Source organism: Mediterraneibacter hominis, from assembly GCF_014287475.1.
GTDB classification, from domain to species: Bacteria; Bacillota; Clostridia; order Lachnospirales; family Lachnospiraceae; genus Mediterraneibacter; species Mediterraneibacter hominis.
In genome coordinates this window covers 1794266-1813700 of record NZ_JACOPF010000001.1, presented here as the reverse complement: position 1 = coordinate 1813700, position 19435 = coordinate 1794266, and the positions used below count along the sequence as shown (strand labels likewise).

Here is a 19435-nt window from a genome sequence, read left to right as displayed (position 1 = left end):
TGTGAAAGCGGAAATTTTAAAAATGCTGCGGGAGAATGACGGCTATGTGTCAGGACAGCAGCTCTGCGAGAAATTTGGAGTTTCCAGAACCGCAGTGTGGAAGGTGATTGGACAGTTAAAAGAAGAAGGGTACCAAGTGGAAGCGGTCAGAAACCGTGGATACCGGATCATTGACAGTCCAGATGTGATGACAGAAGAAGAACTGAAAAGTCTGGTTCACACAGAATGGGCAGGACAGAATATTGTTTATTATGCAGAGACAGATTCTACGAATATACGGGCAAAACTTTTGGGAGAAGAAGGAGCACCACATGGGACGCTGGCTGTGGCAGATATGCAGAGCGCTGGGAAGGGCAGGCGCGGCAGAACATGGGCATCTTCACCAGGTAGAAGCATTTATATGTCCTTGCTTTTAAAGCCAGATATTTCTCCGGTAAAGGCGCCTATGCTGACACTGGTGGCAGCGTGTGCTGTGGCGAAGGCGCTGAAAACTTGCACAGGGCTGGAGATTCAGATTAAATGGCCCAATGATATTGTGGTAAATGGCAAAAAGCTGGCAGGTATTCTGACAGAGATGAGTACGGAGATAGACTACATCAATTATGTTGTGACGGGAATTGGAATCAATGTCAATATTGAGCAGTTCCCGGAAGAGATCAAAGATACGGCTACCTCCCTTTTTCTGGAAACTGGCAACACGGTGAAGCGGGCACTTGTGATTGCAGAAATTATGCGCTTTTATGAGATATATTATGCAAAATTTATGGAGACGAAGGACTTATCTTTGCTCCAGGAAGAATACAACAGGCTGCTTGTAAACCGGAACCGGGAAGTACGGATTCTGGGAGTAAAGGAAACATACAAGGCGTATGCACTGGGCATCAATCCGTCAGGAGAGCTTCTGGTGCGCAGACAAGATGGCACGCAGGAGGTCATATATGCCGGAGAGGTGTCTGTCAGAGGAGTCTATGGGTATGTATAAGGAAAAAAAGAGAAGGCATGCGGGAAGGAAAACAGATGGAGGAAGAAATTGTATTGTGCGCAGCGAGCGCTTATGAACAGAAATTTTATTTGAATCCAGAGTTTGACGCTCTGCCGGAGGAAATCAAGCAGGAGCTTCAAATTATGTGTGTGCTGTACACAGAGGACGTGGGAGGAATTCTTCTGCTCGTGTTTGATGAGGATGGGAATCTGGAATTGAAAGTAGACCATGAGGAGAACGACTTTACATTTGATGAGATTGGCAGTGTGCTGAAAATAAAAGAGCTGCAGCAGACGAAAGTAGAGCTGTTCGAATCATTAGAACTGTTTTTTAAGATTTTTTATCTAGGTGAAGAGTTCAAGGAGGAAGAAAATGCTGCTGACGATTGACGTAGGGAATACCAATATTACAATGGGCGTATTTGCGGGTGAGGTTCTGATCGGGACGTTTCGCATGACGACGAAACAGGCGCGGACATCAGATGAATATGGATTTACAATCTGTGGGATACTGGAACACAGGAATATATCGCCAAAGGACATCCACGCGGTAATAATCGCATCTGTAGTGCCGGATATTATGCATTCTCTGACAAACGGAATCATTAAATATCTGGAAGTAAAGCCACTTGTTGTATCGGCTGGTATTAAGACGGGGATCCGTATCGTAACGGAGAACCCGAAGGAAATCGGTCCAGACCGGATCGTGGACGCGGTGGCAGGATATGAGATTGCCAAGGGCGCAGTCATAGTAGTGGACTTTGGCACAGCAACGACATATGACTTGATCGGACCGGAGGGAACATTTGAGGCAGGTATTACGGCGCCGGGGATTGAGACGGCGGGACGTTCCTTGTGGGGCGTCACCGCGATGCTTCCGGCAGTGGAAATCAAAAAGCCGAAATCGATACTGGCGAAAGAGACCATTAGCAGTATGCAGGCGGGGCTTGTATACGGGGCAATCGGACAGACGGAGTACATTATACAGAGGATAAAGGAAGAAGCGCCGTATGAGTCGCTTATGGTGATTGCTACTGGAGGGCTGGGAAAGATTATCGCCGAATCGACAGACAGTATTGATGCCTATGTTCCGCAGTTGACGCTCAATGGGCTGAGACTGATTTATAATAAAAATAAGAAATAATGGGATAATAGAGATGAAACAGTTCACAATCGGAAATGTAAAGCTTGACAACTGTTATATACTGGGACCGATGGCAGGCGTGACAGACCTGCCATTTCGCTTGCTCTGCAAAGAAAAGGGCGCGGGTCTTTTGTGTATGGAGATGATCAGTGCAAAAGGAATATTATATAATAACAAGAATACAGAAAGCCTTCTGACCATTCACCCGAATGAGACTCCAGTTTCTCTACAGTTATTCGGCTCCGAACCAAAGATTGTCAGCGAGATGGCAAAGCGGATTGAAGAACGCCCTTTTTCCATTCTGGATATCAATATGGGTTGTCCGGTACCAAAGGTAGTGAAAAATGGAGAAGGCTCTGCCTTGATGAAAGAGCCGAAACGGGTGTACGAGCTTGTCAGCGCGACAGTGAAAGCGATTGAAAAACCAGTTACAGTTAAGATAAGAAAAGGATTTGACGAGGCACATGTCAATGCAGTCGAGATTGCCAGGATTATAGAAGAAGCCGGCGCTTCAGCAGTGGCGGTTCACGGAAGGACAAGAGAGCAGTATTACAGTGGAAAGGCTGATTGGGAAATCATACGGAAGGTGAAGGAAGCAGTGCGTATTCCCGTAATTGGAAATGGAGACGTCACATCAGCCGAGAAAGCGGTCAGTATGCAGCAGGCTACCGGCTGTGACGCAGTGATGGTTGCCAGAGGCGCACAGGGAAATCCCTGGATTTTTTCAGAATTAACCGCCTATGAAAAAACGGGAGAGATTCCGTCGCGTCCGAATGTAAACGAAGTAAAAGAAACAATGCTAAGACATGCGGCGCTTCAAATTAAGTACAAAGGAGATTATACCGGAATCCGGGAGATGAGAAAGCATGTGGCATGGTATACGAGGGGACTTCACGGTGCAGCCAGGCTGCGTGAGAAGATTAATAAAGTAGAGTCCTATGAAGAGTTGGTAAATCTCTTGACATCATTATAGGGATTGGTTATAATATTGAAATTGTGAAATATAATTGAAAAGAATGACAGCCTCTTCTGACAAGTAAGCGCAGGAGAGAAAATTTTATTATAACATATAACAAAAATACTGGAAAGAAAGGGAGCAAAGGTAACAATGGCAGAGGCAAAGAAAAGGCTGCTTACTTATGCGGGACTGAAAGCTCTGGAGGATGAGCTTGAGACTCTGAAAGTAGTCAAACGAAAAGAAGTTGCACAGAAAATCAAAGAGGCGAGAGAGCAGGGAGACTTGTCTGAGAATGCGGAATATGATGCTGCGAAGGATGAACAAAGAGACATCGAGGCGAGGATTGAAGAACTGGAAGGTATTCTGAAAAACGCAGAGGTCGTCGTTGAAGATGAAGTTGACTTTGACAAGATTAATGTAGGGTGCAAGGTAAAAGTATTCGATATTACGTATGATGAAGAGATGGAATTTAAAATTGTCGGTTCTACGGAAGCAAACAGCCTGGAAGGGAAGATTTCCAATGAATCTCCGGTTGGACAGGCGCTGTTAGGCAAGAGGGTCGGAGAGACAGTGGACGTAGAGACACAGGCAGGAATTATTCAGTATAAAGTGCTGGATATCAGCCGTTCCATGTAAAGAATTTTTCGAATCCAGCCTCCTTTTACAGGGGGCTGAATTGGCATATAAAGAAAGGAGAAAAGCAGTGTCCAAACAGCAGAATAATGTACAGGAACCAGATTTGAACCAGTTAAGAAAGGTGCGCCGTGAGAAGTTAGCGGAACTTCAGACAAACGGAAAAGATCCATTTGCTATCACAAAATATGAGCAGACAATCCACAGCCAGGAGATTAAAGATAAGTACGACGAGCTGGAAGGAAAACAGGTTTCCATCGCCGGACGCATGATGTCCAAACGTGTGATGGGAAAAGCATCTTTCTGTAATCTCCAGGATTTAAAGGGAAACATCCAGTCCTATGTTGCAAGAGACAGTGTGGGAGAAGAGAATTACAAAGAGTTCAAAAAAATGGATGTAGGCGATGTGATTGGTATTGTAGGTGAAGTATTTAAGACAAAAACAGGAGAAATATCGATTCACGCGTCCTCTGTTACACTGCTCTCCAAAAGTCTTCAGATATTGCCAGAGAAGTTCCACGGGCTGACGAACACGGATGTCCGTTATCGTCAGAGATATGTGGATCTGATCATGAATCCAGATGTGAAGGATACATTTATCAAGCGCTCCAAGATTCTAAGCGCTATCCGCCGTTATCTGGACAAAGAAGGATTTATGGAAGTAGAAACACCTATGCTGGTCAGCAATGCGGGAGGAGCAGCGGCAAGGCCCTTTGAGACTCACTTTAATGCGCTGGATGAAGACTTTAAACTGCGTATTTCCCTGGAGCTGTATTTAAAACGCTTGATCGTCGGCGGCTTGGAAAGAGTCTATGAGATCGGCAGAGTGTTCCGGAATGAGGGACTGGATACCAGACATAATCCAGAATTTACTTTGATGGAGCTGTACCAGGCATATACAGATTATAACGGTATGATGGATTTGACAGAAAATCTGTACCGTCATGTGGCACAGGAGGTACTCGGAACAACTACGATTGTCTACAACGGTGTAGAGATGGATTTAGGAAAACCGTTTGAGAGAATTACAATGGTAGACGCAGTAAAAAAATACGCGGGTGTGGACTGGAACGAGGTAGAGACGTTAGACCAGGCAAGAGCACTTGCACAGGAACATCATGTTGAATTTGAAGAACGCCATAAAAAGGGAGATATACTTTCACTATTCTTTGAAGAATTTGCAGAGGAGCATTTGATTCAGCCGACATTTGTAATGGATCATCCGATTGAAATTTCACCGCTTACAAAGAAGAAACCAGAGAATCCAGAGTATGTGGAACGTTTTGAATTCTTTATGAATGGGTGGGAGATGGCAAACGCTTATTCTGAGTTAAACGATCCGATCGATCAGAGAGCGCGCTTTAAGGCGCAGGAAGAACTGCTGGCGCAGGGAGACGAAGAAGCAAATACAACAGATGAAGACTTCTTAAATGCACTGGAAATCGGTATGCCGCCTACCGGGGGAATCGGATTCGGAATTGACAGAATGTGTATGCTGATGACAGATTCTGCGGCAATAAGAGATGTGCTTTTATTCCCGACAATGAAGTCACAGGGCGCTGCGAAGAATGCAGCGAACAACGAAGCACAGGGTGAAAAAGTTGTTGTAGAAGAAAAGACGGCGGAAAAAATTGATTTTTCCAATGTGAAAGTTGAGCCGCTGTTTGAAGAAATGGTGGATTTTGATACTTTTAGCAAGTCAGATTTCCGTGCTGTGAAGATAGAAGATTGCGAGGCGGTTCCGAAGTCAAAGAAGCTTTTGAAGTTTACGCTGAACGACGGAACAGACCGCAAACGCACGATTTTAAGCGGGATTCACGAGTATTACGAGCCGGAAGAACTGGTTGGAAAGACTTGTATCGCTATCGTAAACCTGCCGCCGCGGAAGATGATGGGAATTGATTCCGAGGGTATGCTGATTTCAGCAGTACACGAGGAAGACGGCAAAGAGGGATTGAATCTGCTGATGGTGGACGACAGGATTCCGGCAGGTGCGAAACTCTATTAAAGTGATGTAAGGATGTATCATTTTGCAGGACAAGTGGGCAATCCCAATTGGGATTGCTCATTTTCTGAATGGACGGAAACGCAAATCCATATCTTTGGCGAAGGTAATACGAGAACGACGGCAGTGTTCTTCATCAAATATTTGAGGACACTTGGCTTTTCTGCAACAAATGATATTTTTGCAGAAAATGCATGGTATTTCAGAAATGCACTTGTTCGTGCAAACTACACGAACCTGCAAAAAGGTATTCACGAAACGACAGAATATCTGGAAGCGTTTCTTAGAAACCTGCTTTTGAATGAGAAAAATGAACTTCACAATCGAAATCTTCACATAAGTGAACTTTTGAATGAAGAAAAAGTGGACATTGGAAATATAAAAGTGGATATTGAGAATGAAAAAGTGGACATTCAAGACAAAAAAGTGGATATTGAAAGTGTACTTTCCGAAAAAGATAGCGATTTCTCAGCAAAAACGACAGTCCATATCCATAGACTTTTTGAGAAGTTTGGTTTTGATGAAGTTTTTGGAAGAAGTGCAGTTATGGAACTTCTTGAGCTGAAAGGTTCTGGTGCTTCCAAACTTCTTTCCAATCTGGTGCAGGCAGACATTATTGAACCGGTATCCGGTCACGGAAAAGGAAAATATAAATTCAAAAAGTAATTTAAAGGAAAACTTCTTGGAAATGTAAAGAGAGTGCTGATTAGCTGGATAAGTAGAGTGAACCAAAAAGCCTTTATGGGCGGAAACTTGCAATGAAAATATTGAGAAATACTGAGGTGTTAGCAAATTGCGACACCTCTTATTTTTAGAATAATGAGAAATACAAAAAAATGAGTATTTTACTCAATGTTAAAATACATTGCTTGCATCAACGGGCAGTTCTGTCTACAATGGAGATAATCTATTGGAAGGAGACTATCCGAATGTTAAATGAAAATATTAAAGCAATCAGAAAATCAAAAGGACTTTCACAGCAGCAACTTGCTGTTAAGCTGAATGTGGTACGGCAAACTATCTCTAAATGGGAGCAAGGCTTGTCAGTTCCCGACTCTGATATGTTGGTTTCCATATCGGAAGCGCTTGAAACACCTGTAAGCACGTTGCTTGGAGAAACTGTTGCAGATACAGAGGCGAATAATTTAAAAGCGATTTCCGAAAAACTAGAGGTAATAAACTTACAACTGGCACAAAGGAAAATTATGAGAAGAAAGCTCCTTCATTGGCTGCTTATCTCCTTGTGTATGGCTATAATAGCAATTTTTACAGTTCTAACAGTAATAAACAGTCCATATTTGGGTTGGGATTACAGTGACCCGGAAATTGCTGTCTTGGGAGTGGCTTTTCATTCATTGGAATGGCTGTTTGTCAGGGTGGCGCCGGTTATCTTTATCGGTGCAATTATTGGGATTTTCTTGACAAGGAAGAAGGTATAAAGATAATTCTTGCATACCACAAAAGTACACTTAAAACAGGTATGTAGTATTGTTCTATTCGAATAGTATGAGGAAAGAGAAATGGTTTTCAGAGATTTTTTATTTTATAGGTATTGACTTAGAGTATACTCCAGGATTTATGATAACTTAGTAACGTAAGGCAAAGAATCATATAGGAGGGAAATGAATATGCAGAATTTTGATTATCAGACACCGACCAGACTGATCTTTGGAAAAGGAGTGATTTCCAATCTGCCAGAGGTGATGAAACCACTTGGAAAAAGGATTCTTTTGACATATGGATCGGGAAGTATAAAAAAGTTAGGATTGTATGACAAGGTAAAAGAGCTGCTTGCAGAATTTGAAATCTATGAGCTTTCTGATATCCAGCCAAATCCGAAGTATGATCCGAGTGTACTGGATGGTGTACGTATCTGTAAGCAGCATGCAGTAGATGCTATTCTTGCGGTGGGCGGCGGCAGTGTACTCGACTGTTCCAAAGCGATTGCGGCAGGGGCGAAATATGACGGCGATCCGTGGGATTTGATTTCCTATAAGGTATCCGCGAAGGACGCTCTGCCCATTGTAGACATCCTGACGCTGGCGGCTACCGGAAGTGAATACGACTGTGGAGGGGTAATTTCCAGAACAGAGACAAATGATAAAATCGGTTATGTCGATCCACATTTATTTCCGGTATGCTCTATTCTTGATCCGACGTATACATTTTCGGTATTGAGAAAGCAGACGGCAGCAGGCTGTGCGGACGCGATGAATCATGTTATGGAGCAGTATTTCACGGAGGATACGACATTGTTGAATGACGGCTTCTGTGAGGCAGAGCTAAAAAGTCTGATGACGAATACTAAAATTGCCCTGGAGAATCCGGAAGATTACAGGGCAAGGGCAGAATTGATGCTCTGTTGTACATACGGCTGCAACGGTATTCTTGCGTTGGGAAACAGTGCTTCTGGCTGGCCCTGCCATGGTATGGAGCACGCACTTAGCGCTTACTATGATATTACGCATGGAGAAGGACTTGCAATTCTTACACCGAGGTGGATGAAGCATATCCTGAATGATAAAACAGTAGGGCGTTTTGTAAAGTATGGAGTCAATGTATTTGGAATCGACGAAAACCTTGACAAATATGAGATAGCAAATAAGGCTATTGAGGAAACGTATAAATTTTTTGAGTCCATAGGGCTTCCCATGCATTTAAAGGAAGTAGGTATTGACGAGAGCAGAATCGAAGAGATGGCACATCACATTGCAGTGAATGAGGGCTTGGAAAATGCATATGCACCTTTGACAGAAAAAGACATTACCGCTATTTTGAGGGATTCTCTATAAAGTGTATATAGATACAGCCGATCCGAAGGATTTTTGGATCGGCTGCTTTATCGTATAGGAAATTTGGCCGCTATACGATAAATATTTTGAAATTAACGTTCGCCTGGAACAAGACTTAAAAACCATTCGACTGTGTCCGGATCATAATGGGAGAAAAACAGGCTTTTCCCCGTATCTAAAGCGGATATTTCCGCCATTTCTTCTTCTGTAAGTGTAAAGTCAAAGACCTGGAAGTTTTCTTCCATGCGGTTCCTGTGCACAGATTTTGGGATAACGACAACATCCTTTTGAAGCAGAAAGCGAAGTGCGGTCTGTGCGGCGGATTTTCCATGTGCTTTACCGATCTTCTGTAATACAGGATTCTGGAAATATGCGTTTTTTCCCTCCGCGAACGGTCCCCAGGACATGATCTGTGTGCCGTTTTTCTGCATGTAGAGGATAGCGTTCTTCTGCTGCTGGAATATATGTGTCTCTACCTGGTTGACTGCCGGCTTGATTGTAGAGAAATGAAAGAGATCCAGATAACGATCCGGATAAAAGTTAGAAACGCCCAGAGCCCGGACTTTTCCGGCTTTATATGCCTCTTCCATCGCGCGGTAGCTCCCATAATAATCGCCGAAGGGCTGGTGGATCAAAAGCAGGTCTATATAGTCTGTTTCCAGTTTCTTCAAAGATTCCTCAATAGAAGCCTTTGCCTTTTCATATCCCGCGTTGCTGATCCAGATTTTAGTGGTGATAAAAAGTTCTTCACGGGGAATACCGCTCTTGGTTATAGCGCTGCCTACTCCTTCTTCATTATTGTATGCCTGGGCGGTATCAATACTGCGGTATCCTATTTGCAGCGCTTCGAGAACACAGCGCTGCGTATCTGCCGGCGGCGTCTGGTAGACTCCGTATCCTAACTTTGGCATTTTTACTCCGTTATGTAATGTAACATATTCCATAAATAGTACCTCCTTTTGGTATTTACATTTTGAATCGTTATTTTTACGTGATAGTTCTTATAGTTCATAGTTTACAGATAAATAAAGTAAAAGTACAATAAAAATAGTGGAATATAGATTTCATTATATGAATAGTAAAGAGGAGAAAGTAAAATGTTAAATCTTTCGGAGCTAGAGCAGCTGACTGCTTTTGCTGATTTAGGGACACTCTCAAAGACAGCGGAAGAGCTGCACATTTCTCAGCCTACGCTCACCCGGACTATGAAACAGATAGAAGAAGCGTTTGGCGTACCCTTGTTTGAGAGAGGGAAAAACAGAATTTACCTAAATGAAACAGGGCTGAAAGCAGTAGAGTATGCCAGAAAGCTTCTGTATGATGCAGAAAATGCGGTGCGGCAGGTACAGACGTTTCATGCAAGGCTCCACACGATTCTAGTTGAGTCCTGCGCTCCTGCGCCGCTTTGGACGCTGCTTCCGCTGCTCTCTGAAAATTTCCCGGAACAGACGATTTCTTCCAGGCTGGTGGAAATACCGTCAGTGATAGAAGATGTTACGGCAGGAAAATGCGAAATCGGAATACTTCCTTTTCCGATAAATGAAAATACGGTGGCATGCAGACCGATCATCCGGGAAGAGCTTTTTGTCTGTGTCCCCAAAGAACATGAGCTTGCAAAGAAACAAAAGCTTACCTTGTCCGCACTCAATGGATTTAATTGTCTGCTCAGGTCGGAAATTGGTTTTTGGAATGAATTGTGCCGTGAAAAAATGCCTGCTTCCAGGTTTCTTGTACAGACGGACGAGTTTGCGTTTGAAGAGCTTGCCAGGGAGTCTTCTCTTCCTTGTTTTACAACAAATCTGGCAGAAAATATGTATGATATTTTAGAAGAAAGAAAACGGATTCCGGTTATGGATAAGGAAGCCAATGTGACGTATCATATGATTTATAAGAAACAGAAAAAAGAGTATCATACAATCGAGGAACAGCTTAGAAAGAAGGATAGGCAATGATATTAAGTGTGAGCAGAAGGACAGATATACCAAAATATTTTTCCGACTGGTTCTTTCAACGGATAAAGGAACAGTACGTCTATGTACGTAATCCGTTCAATCCGCATCAGATCAGTAAAATCGATATTTCACCGGAGATAGTAGACTGTATTGTGTTCTGGACGAAGAACCCGGAAAATATGATGAAGCGGATGGATGAATTAGCAGGATATACGTATTATTTTCAATTTACACTGACAGGCTATGGAACAGATATAGAGGCAGATACCGCACATAAGAGAGAACAAATCATACCTGTATTTCAAAAGCTGGTGGAAAAAATAGGCAGAGAAAGGGTGATATGGAGATATGACCCGATTCTTTTTACAGAACGGTATACAGAAGAATACCACTTAAAAGCATTTAGACAAATAGCAGAGGCGCTGAAAGGTTATACAGAAAAATGCGTGATCAGCTTTCTGGATATGTATCCCAAAATCAAAAAAAATATGGAAGATATAGGGAGAAGGAACCCCAGTTACGCAGAAGCAATCGCCCTTGCAGATGCGTTTAGACAGATCGCAGAGGAAAACAGTATCTGCTTATATTCCTGTGCAGAAAAAATCAATCTGGAACCATGTCGTATCTACCCGAACTGCTGTATTGACAAAACACTGATTGAGAGGCTGACAGGATACAAAATAAAGGCGCAGAAGGACAAGGGGCAAAGAGAGGTATGTGGGTGTATGGAGAGTATTGATATAGGCGCCTATGATACCTGTTTAAACGGCTGTAAATATTGTTATGCAAATTCCAGCCTGGGAACAGTCAGAGTAAATGTAAAGCAATATGATCCACTGTCGCCTCTTCTGTGCAGCCGTGTCACAGAGAAGGACAAAATCACAGAGCGTAAAGTAAAATCCTTGAAGGAAGAACAGATAAGCTTGTTTATTTAAGAAAAACTTTTTTGGGCACCAGAGCCGGCTTTTACGAGAAAGACGGCAATTCCTAAGAGGAGGGCCGCGCCTGCGGACATACACAGGAAGGTGATATTTAACCCATGTATACCGGCACTGTTCCCATATTGAGAGACGGAATTGTCAGCGATTACTGTCATAATGCCGACGAAAACGGCAGAGCCTACCGCACCGGCAATGGTGCGCAGGGAAGTTAAAAGGGCAGTCGCATCTGCCACCTGTGTATTTCTGACATAGGAGGTCCCCCATGTTATAAGCGGCATCATAAGACAGCCGATTGCAATACAGCGGATGACATTATAAGATGCGGCGATTATGACAGAAGTATGCATTGTAATGAAATACATTCCCATATTACTGATGATAAGAAAAGCTGCGCCGCATATAAAGAGCTTTTTCATTCCCATCTTGTCGAAGATTTTCCCGGCGAGTGGGCTGACGATCGCCATCGCGAGGGAACCAGGCAAGGTGACAAGTCCGGAAACTGTGGCGGAATATCCCATTATGGACTGTACATATAAGGGCATGATGACAGAAGAGCCCATCATAATAAAATACAGCAGCATGCTTCCGATGACGCTTAAAGCGTACTCTCTGCTTTTTAATATACCGAGTTCGAGAAATGGTTCTTCTATATGGAGCTGCCTGTATGTAAAAATAACAGAGGTAATGATGCCGGTTGTCAGAGGAAGGAAAACAAGAGGGGCGGTAAGCCCGTAAGTGCCGATATTTCCAATACCGAGAGTGACCCCTCCGAAAGCAAATACACTTAAGATAAAAGAAAGCGTATCAAATTTCTTTTTATACGTTTCCAGAACATCATCAAATACAAACCATGCAATTATAAGGGAGAGGAGCATAACTGCAAGCGCCAGCCCAAAGATTGCCCTCCAGTTGATAATATCTACAAGAATGCCTGCCAGTGTAGGGGCAATGACAGGTGCAGTACCGCATGCCAGTCCATACCAGCCCATGACAGTGCCTTTTCGTTCTACAGGGTAGATGGAAAGGATGACGACCTGGGCGATAGACATTAAGATTCCGTTTCCACATGCCTGCAATATCCTTCCCGTCATCATAACAGAGAATGTGTTTGAAAAAAGGCTGACTATCAGACCTGCGATAAAAATAGAAATTCCGCCCAGATATAATTTTTTTGTGGGGAGCCTCCGGATCAGAAAGGCAGTGAGGGGCATAATGATCCCCATTGCCAGAGAATATCCGCTTGTCAGCCACTGCCCTGTCGTGACACTGATAGACAGATCCGCAGCGATAGGAGGCAGAGCTGTCGTCATTGCTGTGGAAAGCATAGAGGATGCAATGGTGGAAACCAATATGTTCATAAATATAAATGTTCTTCTCCGGTCTGTTATTTTAGCTGTATCGTACAATTTATATCTCCTCCTGTTTTGTATAATATTCTTTTATTTTTCCCAGAATTTCATAAAGAGCAAGTTTATCATTATCAGACAGTGGGTCTGTCAGTTCATGATGCTCTTTTAATCGTATACTTCTCACACGTTGCGCCTCTTTTTTCCCGTCTGGTGTGACAGAGATCATGTAAGTTCTTTTGTCCGTTTCTGAAAGCGCTCTTGTAATGTATCCTTTTTTCTCCAGCTTTGACAGTATTTCACTCAAGGAGGTGGAACGGATCTCAAGAATATGGGAAAGCCTTCTTTGTGAGATTGTGCCTGCCTCATCCAGGAGAAAGAGACACTTATACTGTCCGGAAAAAAAGTTCAGATTTTTATGGCTGGATTTTGCCAGGTTTTCCAACTGCCGGACAACCTGGTAAAAAAGTTCAGTCAACTCGTGATCATTGGGATAACGCATGATTGTGCTTCCTTTCTTTTTTAAGAGGTACCTCTAAAATAATACAAGAGGTACCTCCTGATGTCAAATAAAAAATTTTGAATAGTGTATAGGATAATATAATATAGTTAAAAAATAGCACGAACCTCTTGTTTACTGTGAATGGTTTCCGCTTTGTTTTATAGAGTGGCGTAACGGCTTATTTTCAAGGAATCTGCGATATTTGAGATTTTGTGTATGGATGTCAAATACCGTCTTAAAATGAAAAAATGGTGTAGTAGATAGCTTGTCAATTACTTTACCGCAGGCACTCTGAAAAGGGGAGGTTACAAGTGGCAGTTGATTCATCTAATAACCCAAAATGGAAAAGTGATACTCCAATTCAGTTTTTTGGAATATCCTTTGATTATTGTCATAAAATAGCTGTCTGTATCTGTATTTAGTATTGATTTTTTCGGGGGGGGGGGGGGAGGGGATGCGATATAATCAAAGCATCTGTTAATGGAAAATTTTTAACAGAGATAAGATAAAATGAAAAAGGAGAGCAATAAGAGCAGTCTTTACTGTCTTTTAGTTCTCAGACCTGATTGAAATAATCCAGAAGCTTATAGAGGGAGGAATCCGGAGTATCTTTTGTCTCGTAGACAAAAAGCTTACGGTCGATATTCTGTGAGGAAGAATAGTTGCCAAGAAAAAGATCCGTGGTATTTCTTCCGTCGAGGAGATACATCGTTTTATCTATGGTCAGATATTTGTCATGCAGGTGCGCCTGAAATTATCAGAGCTTAAAAAATTGACAGGGTTATACACACAGATTTCAATGTTCGGATGAGATACTGTAGCCTGAAACTACGTATCGCCGCGAAGATTGAGGAATTCGATGATGCCGTCTACGATGATGCGCACAGAGACACCGCGGTCAGCGGTATCTATCAGGGGGGAAAGGATATCTCTTCCGGCTTTGTCAGAGTTAAAAGCAAAAGAGGAGAGGATGAGCTCTGGCTGTGCTTCCGCTATCATGCCTAGGCGGTATAAAAGCGTCTTGGCGCTGTTATCAATATAAAACGTATGTTCTGTTCCGGCAGAGTCTGAGTAGAATTGAGCTTTTAAAATAGTGTTTGACTTTCATTTTAAAATACTATAATGTAAAAATATGCCATAAAAAGGAGAGGATATATGTGGCGAGCATTAAAGATGTGGCAAAAAGAGCCCATGTGGGAGTAGGAACAGTATCCAGATTATTAAATGGGAGCGGCTATGTATCTGCTGAAACCAGAAACAAGATTGAACGGGTTATGAAGGAATTGAACTATACTCCGAATGAACTTGCAAGAAATCTTTATCATAAAAAGACAGGGATTATCGCGGTTTTAGTGCCGAATGTTCTGAATCCATTTTTTGCAGAGTTTGTGGACTATGTGGAAAGTGAACTGTATCATGCCGGTTTTAAAATGATGTTGTGCAATACCGTAAAAGAAGTCAATGCCGAAATGGAATATTTAGATATGCTTAACAGGCATATTGTAGATGGGGTTATTACGGGTGTTCATTCTTTAGATGTGGAAGAATATAAGAAGATACAAAAACCTATCGTAGCGTTAGACCGATATTTGGGGGAGCATATTCCCGTGGTAACAGCGGACCATAGAAATGGCGGACGTCTGGCAGCGCAGATCTTGATAAAAAACGGGTGTACGAAGATTTTACATTTTAAAGGCGCGACAGAAGTGGAATCTCCTTATCATGAGAGACATTTTGAATTTGAACGTATAGCGCAGAAGAACCATATCCGGATACATTCCTATGAGTTGGAAAGGAATCGGTTTGATTCCGAATACTATGTGGAAGTAGTGCAGGATGTTTTTTCAAAAGATATAGAATTTGACGGGGTGTTTGCAGTGGACAGACTTGCGATCGAATGTATGAACGAGACGATTCGAAGAAATAGGAAGGTGCCTCAAGAAGTTAAATTTGTAGCCTATGACGGAACGTATATTACAGAAATGGTAGAGCCGAAAATGACAGCAGTGGTTCAGCCGATAGAAAAATTGGCAAAAGAATCCGTGAATTTGATATGTGATCTGATCAGTGGAACATCTTATGTAAATAAGCAGATTATGTTAGATGTAGAAATAAGAAAAGGGAAAACGACTCTTATATAAGATACATGGCGAATTGCACAAAAAAACTGGAACAAATCTGACATATTATACAATGTGAATCCGAAATGGAAAATTAGCATTGACATATGGTATAAAGAGGATATAATTAAATTATCAAGAGAGAAAACTCTCTAATTTCTTTTCTAATATATGGAACCCGTTCCATATATTAGAAAAAGAGAATGCTTTTATTTTTTTAAAGTATATGGAACGGGTTCCATGTCAAAAAGGAGGATGAAAAATGGATAAAATATTCTCAAAAAAAGAACTATACGACAGAACTCCACGTGTTTACAAACGAGATGCATCTGAAGTGCGTTTCCTTTTGGGAGGAATCGGAACAGGTAATTTTTCTGTAAATACAAGAGGAAAATTTTTGGATTGGGAAATTTTTAACTGGCCTGCTAAAAACACAAAATTTCCATTATCATTTTTTGCTATCCGAGCGGAAAATAAAAGTTTGGAGAAACCGATATCTAAAATATTAGAAGCAAGACTTTTGCCTCCTTATACAAGTTCGCACGGTTATTTGCAGGCAGAGTTGGTGAATCTTCCAAGAATGGAAGACTCGGAAATGATATGTGAGTATCCGTTCGCTAATGTGAGGTTCTTTGATTCGGAATTGCCGGTGCAGGTGAGTATGGAAGCTTTTACACCGTTTATACCGTTGAATGAAAATGATTCTGGTATTCCGGGGGCTATAATCAGATATCATATCAAAAACACATCGGATCATCCTACAGAAGTAAGTTTGGTAGGGACACTTCCCAATGCTTCCGGATTTGAGGGATACGATGTTATCGAAAATTTGAAGTTGGCAGATAGCGTGAAAAATACATACCGTGAAACAGGAAATATCAAAGGACTTTACTATGAACCGGAACATTTAGAAGAGACACATCTTAGATATGGAAACATGGCGATCATGACTACCGGGGAGAATGTGACTTATAAAACGCAATGGTTTGATGGAGAGTGGGTTGATGGACTTCAGGATTTTTGGGATGACTTTACGGAAGACGGACGGTTGGAGAAAGAAACGATTTCAGACAGTGTCGGTTGCGAGTTTGCTCAATTCCATAATTTCAGTTTTTTGAAAAGAAGAGAAAAAATCGGCTCCATCGGTTCTTATTGTACGCTTGCTCCTCAACAAGAGAAAACATTTGAGTTTGTTATCACGTGGTATTTCCCGAATCGTGTAAAGGCATGGATCGAATTTGATGAAGATTATGAAAATTTTAAAAATGGGAAATACGGAATTGTAAAGAATTATTATGCAACACAGTTTTCCGACGCATGGGAAGTGGGAGAGTATATCTATGCGGAAATGTCCAGATTGGAAAAGGGCAGCAGAGATTTTGCTAATGCAATGTTTCATCAGACAACGCTGCCTTACTATGTGATCGATGCTTTAACAGCGAACATTACAAATTTAAGAAGTAATCTCTGTTTTAGGCTGGAAGATGGGACTTTTGGAGGATTTGAAGGAATTCGAGACGATATCGGGTGTGGATACGGTAGTGTCCCGCATGTATGGAATTATGAACAGACGGTTGCTTTTTTGTTTCCGGAATTGGAAAAAACGATGCGTAATGTAGAATTTTTGCAGGAAACAGATGAAAATGGGTGTATGTCTACAAGAATGTTTTCTGTATTTGGACAGAAACGTTATGAGATGGTGCCGGCGTGTGACGGGCAGTTAGGAAGCATTGTACGTATTTACCGTGATTTTAAAAATTCCGGAGATTTGAAATTTTTAAAAGCAATATGGGGAAAAGCAGTGCAGGCAATAGATTATGCGATAAAACAGTGGGATACAGACGGAGATGGTGTGCTAGACGGACAGCAGAATACCACTTACGATATTGAGTTTTACGGTTTAAATCCGATGACGGACGGTATATTTCTTGCAGCTTTAAAGTGCTGTGAAAAGATGGCAGCTGTTTTGGGTGATCAAGAACATGAAAAGACTTACGGACAGCTGTATAAGAAAGCCGCCCAATTGGCGGATGAGCTTTTGTTTAACGGTGAATATTATGAACAGATTTTGGAGGATGTGGATAGATATAAATATCAGTTTGGAAAAGGATGTCTGTCAGATCAATTGTTGGGACAGTTCTTGGCATATATGTCAGGGATAGGAGAAGTACTACCGAAAGATCATATGAAAACAGCTATGAAATCGGTATTTAAGTACAACTATAAAACAGATTTTTATCATACGGATAGTGTACATCGTGCTTATGCGATCAATGATGAAAAAGGTATGGTAATTGCAACATGGCCAAAAGGCGGGAGACCTAAATTTCCCCTATCATATGCCGGTGAGGTGTGGACAGGTGTAGAATATTCGGTGGCAGCGAATTTGATCTATCTGGGCTGTGTAGAAGAAGGACTGACGATCGTAAAATCTATCCGGGATAGGTACGATGGGTACAAGAGAAATCCGTTTAGTGAAATCGAATCCGGACATCATTATTGCAGAGCAATGGCAAGTTGGGGGATTTTACAGGCGTTGCTGGGACAAAAGAGTGACATGTATAAGAAAACGCTATCTATACACCCTGTAATAGAAGAAAATATGTCCAGCTTTTTTATCTGCGGAAATGCATGGGGAGTATATAGACAAGAAAAGCAGGAGGGAAAGTGGGTGAAGAAGTATGATGTATTATATGGTACTTTAGATGAAATTCAGTTAGATGATTAAAGGAGGATGATTATGAAGAAAAAAGTATGGGAAAAAGTGACAGCAGTTGTAGCGGCAGGAGTCTTGACAGTTTCTATGACAGGATGCGGAACAAGTGGGAAAGACGAGCGCTCGGGAAATGAAGATACGATTACGATCGAATTTGCAGAGCATGTAGCAAATATTGAAGAACAAGAACCTCATATGATGAAAATTATTGAAGCATTTGAACAACAACATCCAAATATCAAAATTGATATAAGCGGAAAGGAAGTATCTGAGCATAACAAACAAATGACACTATTAGCAGATGAAAATAAATTACCGGATATTTTTTGGCTTGAACAGGCTCCGGCGAAAGAATTTGCACAAAACGGATACTTATATGATATGACAGAAGCGTTGGATGAATATGGGATTAATGAAAGCCTGTTATCCGGATTGGTTAATTCCTGTACGGTTGACGAAAGAGACTTTGGACTTCCGAGCGAAGTGATGATGGCTGGTTTTTTCTATAATAAAGCACTTTTTGAAAAAGCCGGAATTGAAGAAGCACCCGAGACTTACGAAGAATTTACAGAGGCTGTCAATAAATTAAATGCTGCGGGTATTGTGCCGCTTACGGTAGGGGCACAGGATAATTACAGTATATGGGCTTTTGAAACTATGCTGGCACGTTACGGATTCTTTGAAAAATTGGAAGGGTTGAATGACGGAAGTATTTCTTGGAATAATGAAGATTTTATACATTATTTTGAAAAGGTAGAAGAAATGCGGGATAATAAAACCTTTACAGAAAACATTGCAAATATGGGGTATTTTGAAGCAAAAGAGCAATTCCTTGGCGGACAAGCAGCTATGTTTAATTCTGGTGCATGGGATATTGGAGATTTTGAAGCTAGTGATATAGCACAGGATATTGGCTTTTTCTGGGGTCCGACTTTTACAGACAGTGAGTATCCGCAGCAAATCGGGATAAAAGCGTCAGGCGGAGTATATGTGGTTTCTGCGAAAGCGGCAGAGGATAAAGAACTATTGGATGCAATTATGCAGTTCTGGCAATTTTATTATGGAGAAGAAGGAACAAAAATCATTGCCGAAGATACAGCAGCTCTGCCTTGCTCTCAGTATGAAGGCGAAGTAAATTCAGAAGAGCATCCGGTACTGGCAGCGATGATACAGGCTTTAAATGATGATTGGGAAGCTGTTCGTGAACCCTTTAATTCTTTATCTTCTACTGTAGCTTATGGATACTTTGACGCAACATTTGGTATTATGACAGGAGTATATACACCTGAGGAGGCCGCAGATTATGTAGAAGATCTGCACAGTGCAGAGCGGTAAAAGAAAACAG

General features: G+C 41.8%; 17 protein-coding genes and 1 pseudogene. 15 read left to right on the top strand and 3 right to left on the bottom strand.

Annotated elements, in window-relative coordinates; genetic code table 11:
• Position 1: 1 nt before the first annotated feature.
• From H8S37_RS08845 to H8S37_RS08805, 9 genes and pseudogenes are all read left to right on the top strand, one after another.
• The gene (locus H8S37_RS08845) at positions 2–982 is read left to right on the top strand and encodes a biotin--[acetyl-CoA-carboxylase] ligase (protein WP_186875608.1); all 981 of its coding nucleotides are present in this window, start codon (positions 2–4) and stop codon (positions 980–982) included.
• A 35-nt stretch (positions 983–1017) separates the two neighbouring features.
• Positions 1018–1371, top strand: a complete 354-nt coding sequence (locus tag H8S37_RS08840; RefSeq protein WP_186875808.1) for a DUF6145 family protein — start codon at positions 1018–1020, stop codon at positions 1369–1371.
• A complete protein-coding gene (locus H8S37_RS08835) occupies positions 1355–2125 on the top strand; it encodes a type III pantothenate kinase (protein ID WP_186875607.1) in 771 nt (256 codons plus the stop codon). Before H8S37_RS08840 ends, H8S37_RS08835 begins: the two co-directional genes overlap by 17 nt.
• 13 nt (positions 2126–2138) lie before the next feature.
• Entirely contained in the window at positions 2139–3098 is a 960-nt protein-coding gene (dusB, locus tag H8S37_RS08830) for a tRNA dihydrouridine synthase DusB (protein WP_186875606.1), read from the top strand.
• A gap of 135 nt (positions 3099–3233) precedes the next feature.
• Positions 3234–3719 (top strand): transcription elongation factor GreA, encoded by a 486-nt coding sequence (gene greA, locus H8S37_RS08825; protein ID WP_186875605.1) that lies wholly within the window; start codon positions 3234–3236, stop codon positions 3717–3719.
• Positions 3720–3786: 67 nt separating this feature from the next.
• Positions 3787–5724 carry a lysine--tRNA ligase gene (gene lysS / locus H8S37_RS08820; protein WP_186875807.1) on the top strand — a complete coding sequence of 646 codons (1938 nt, stop codon included), beginning with the start codon at positions 3787–3789 and terminating at the stop codon, positions 5722–5724.
• A gap of 81 nt (positions 5725–5805) precedes the next feature.
• Positions 5806–6387 (top strand): annotated as a pseudogene (locus H8S37_RS17270) (Fic family protein); the annotation flags it as partial.
• A 263-nt stretch (positions 6388–6650) separates the two neighbouring features.
• The gene (locus tag H8S37_RS08810; RefSeq protein ID WP_186875604.1) at positions 6651–7160 is read left to right on the top strand and encodes a helix-turn-helix domain-containing protein; all 510 of its coding nucleotides are present in this window, start codon (positions 6651–6653) and stop codon (positions 7158–7160) included.
• Positions 7161–7349: 189 nt separating this feature from the next.
• Positions 7350–8513 carry an iron-containing alcohol dehydrogenase gene (locus H8S37_RS08805; RefSeq protein ID WP_186875603.1) on the top strand — a complete coding sequence of 388 codons (1164 nt, stop codon included), beginning with the start codon at positions 7350–7352 and terminating at the stop codon, positions 8511–8513.
• A gap of 92 nt (positions 8514–8605) precedes the next feature.
• Here H8S37_RS08805 and H8S37_RS08800 read toward each other — a convergent pair whose 3' ends face one another.
• Positions 8606–9457: an aldo/keto reductase gene (locus tag H8S37_RS08800; RefSeq protein WP_186875602.1), complete on the bottom strand. Its 852-nt coding sequence runs from the start codon at positions 9455–9457 to the stop codon at positions 8606–8608.
• Between the two features lie 153 nt (positions 9458–9610).
• On the opposite strand from H8S37_RS08800, the gene H8S37_RS08795 reads away from it, so the two are divergent.
• Together H8S37_RS08795 and H8S37_RS08790 are read left to right on the top strand one after the other, a co-directional pair.
• Positions 9611–10465 (top strand): LysR family transcriptional regulator, encoded by an 855-nt coding sequence (locus H8S37_RS08795; protein WP_186875601.1) that lies wholly within the window; start codon positions 9611–9613, stop codon positions 10463–10465.
• A complete protein-coding gene (locus H8S37_RS08790) occupies positions 10462–11400 on the top strand; it encodes a DUF1848 domain-containing protein (RefSeq protein ID WP_186875600.1) in 939 nt (312 codons plus the stop codon). Before H8S37_RS08795 ends, H8S37_RS08790 begins: the two co-directional genes overlap by 4 nt.
• On the opposite strand, the gene H8S37_RS08785 is transcribed toward H8S37_RS08790, so the two are convergent.
• Both H8S37_RS08785 and H8S37_RS08780 read right to left on the bottom strand, forming a co-directional pair.
• Positions 11397–12812: a DHA2 family efflux MFS transporter permease subunit gene (locus H8S37_RS08785; RefSeq protein WP_243207095.1), complete on the bottom strand. Its 1416-nt coding sequence runs from the start codon at positions 12810–12812 to the stop codon at positions 11397–11399. The genes H8S37_RS08790 and H8S37_RS08785 overlap by 4 nt on opposite strands.
• Before the next feature lies 1 nt (position 12813).
• The gene (locus H8S37_RS08780; protein ID WP_186875599.1) at positions 12814–13254 is read right to left on the bottom strand and encodes a MarR family winged helix-turn-helix transcriptional regulator; all 441 of its coding nucleotides are present in this window, start codon (positions 13252–13254) and stop codon (positions 12814–12816) included.
• 807 nt (positions 13255–14061) lie between these two features.
• Here H8S37_RS08780 and H8S37_RS08775 point away from each other — a divergent pair.
• From H8S37_RS08775 to H8S37_RS08760, 4 genes are all read left to right on the top strand, one after another.
• On the top strand, positions 14062–14259 hold the full coding sequence (locus tag H8S37_RS08775) for a hypothetical protein (protein ID WP_186875598.1): 198 nt from the start codon (positions 14062–14064) through the stop codon (positions 14257–14259).
• 152 nt (positions 14260–14411) lie between these two features.
• Positions 14412–15395: a LacI family DNA-binding transcriptional regulator gene (locus tag H8S37_RS08770; protein ID WP_186875597.1), complete on the top strand. Its 984-nt coding sequence runs from the start codon at positions 14412–14414 to the stop codon at positions 15393–15395.
• A 241-nt stretch (positions 15396–15636) separates the two neighbouring features.
• The gene (locus tag H8S37_RS08765; RefSeq protein ID WP_186875596.1) at positions 15637–18102 is read left to right on the top strand and encodes a GH116 family glycosyl-hydrolase; all 2466 of its coding nucleotides are present in this window, start codon (positions 15637–15639) and stop codon (positions 18100–18102) included.
• A 12-nt stretch (positions 18103–18114) separates the two neighbouring features.
• Positions 18115–19425, top strand: coding sequence for an ABC transporter substrate-binding protein (locus tag H8S37_RS08760; RefSeq protein ID WP_186875595.1), 1311 nt, complete (start codon positions 18115–18117; stop codon positions 19423–19425).
• Positions 19426–19435: the final 10 nt, after the last annotated feature.

What these genes read in the sequence shown, in the direction of transcription:
- H8S37_RS08795 (WP_186875601.1), top strand. Translation starts at nt 9,611, where the DNA reads ATGTTAAATCTTTCGGAGCTAGAGCAGCTGACTGCTTTTGCTGATTTA.
- H8S37_RS08840 (WP_186875808.1), top strand. Translation starts at nt 1,018, where the DNA reads ATGGAGGAAGAAATTGTATTGTGCGCAGCGAGCGCTTATGAACAGAAA.
- H8S37_RS08775 (WP_186875598.1), top strand. Translation starts at nt 14,062, where the DNA reads ATGAGATACTGTAGCCTGAAACTACGTATCGCCGCGAAGATTGAGGAA.
- greA (WP_186875605.1), top strand. Translation starts at nt 3,234, where the DNA reads ATGGCAGAGGCAAAGAAAAGGCTGCTTACTTATGCGGGACTGAAAGCT.
- H8S37_RS08835 (WP_186875607.1), top strand. Translation starts at nt 1,355, where the DNA reads ATGCTGCTGACGATTGACGTAGGGAATACCAATATTACAATGGGCGTA.
- H8S37_RS08765 (WP_186875596.1), top strand. Translation starts at nt 15,637, where the DNA reads ATGGATAAAATATTCTCAAAAAAAGAACTATACGACAGAACTCCACGT.
- H8S37_RS08805 (WP_186875603.1), top strand. Translation starts at nt 7,350, where the DNA reads ATGCAGAATTTTGATTATCAGACACCGACCAGACTGATCTTTGGAAAA.
- H8S37_RS08800 (WP_186875602.1), bottom strand. Translation starts at nt 9,457, where the DNA reads ATGGAATATGTTACATTACATAACGGAGTAAAAATGCCAAAGTTAGGA.
- H8S37_RS08810 (WP_186875604.1), top strand. Translation starts at nt 6,651, where the DNA reads ATGTTAAATGAAAATATTAAAGCAATCAGAAAATCAAAAGGACTTTCA.
- H8S37_RS08760 (WP_186875595.1), top strand. Translation starts at nt 18,115, where the DNA reads ATGAAGAAAAAAGTATGGGAAAAAGTGACAGCAGTTGTAGCGGCAGGA.
- H8S37_RS08780 (WP_186875599.1), bottom strand. Translation starts at nt 13,254, where the DNA reads ATGCGTTATCCCAATGATCACGAGTTGACTGAACTTTTTTACCAGGTT.
- H8S37_RS08790 (WP_186875600.1), top strand. Translation starts at nt 10,462, where the DNA reads ATGATATTAAGTGTGAGCAGAAGGACAGATATACCAAAATATTTTTCC.
- dusB (WP_186875606.1), top strand. Translation starts at nt 2,139, where the DNA reads ATGAAACAGTTCACAATCGGAAATGTAAAGCTTGACAACTGTTATATA.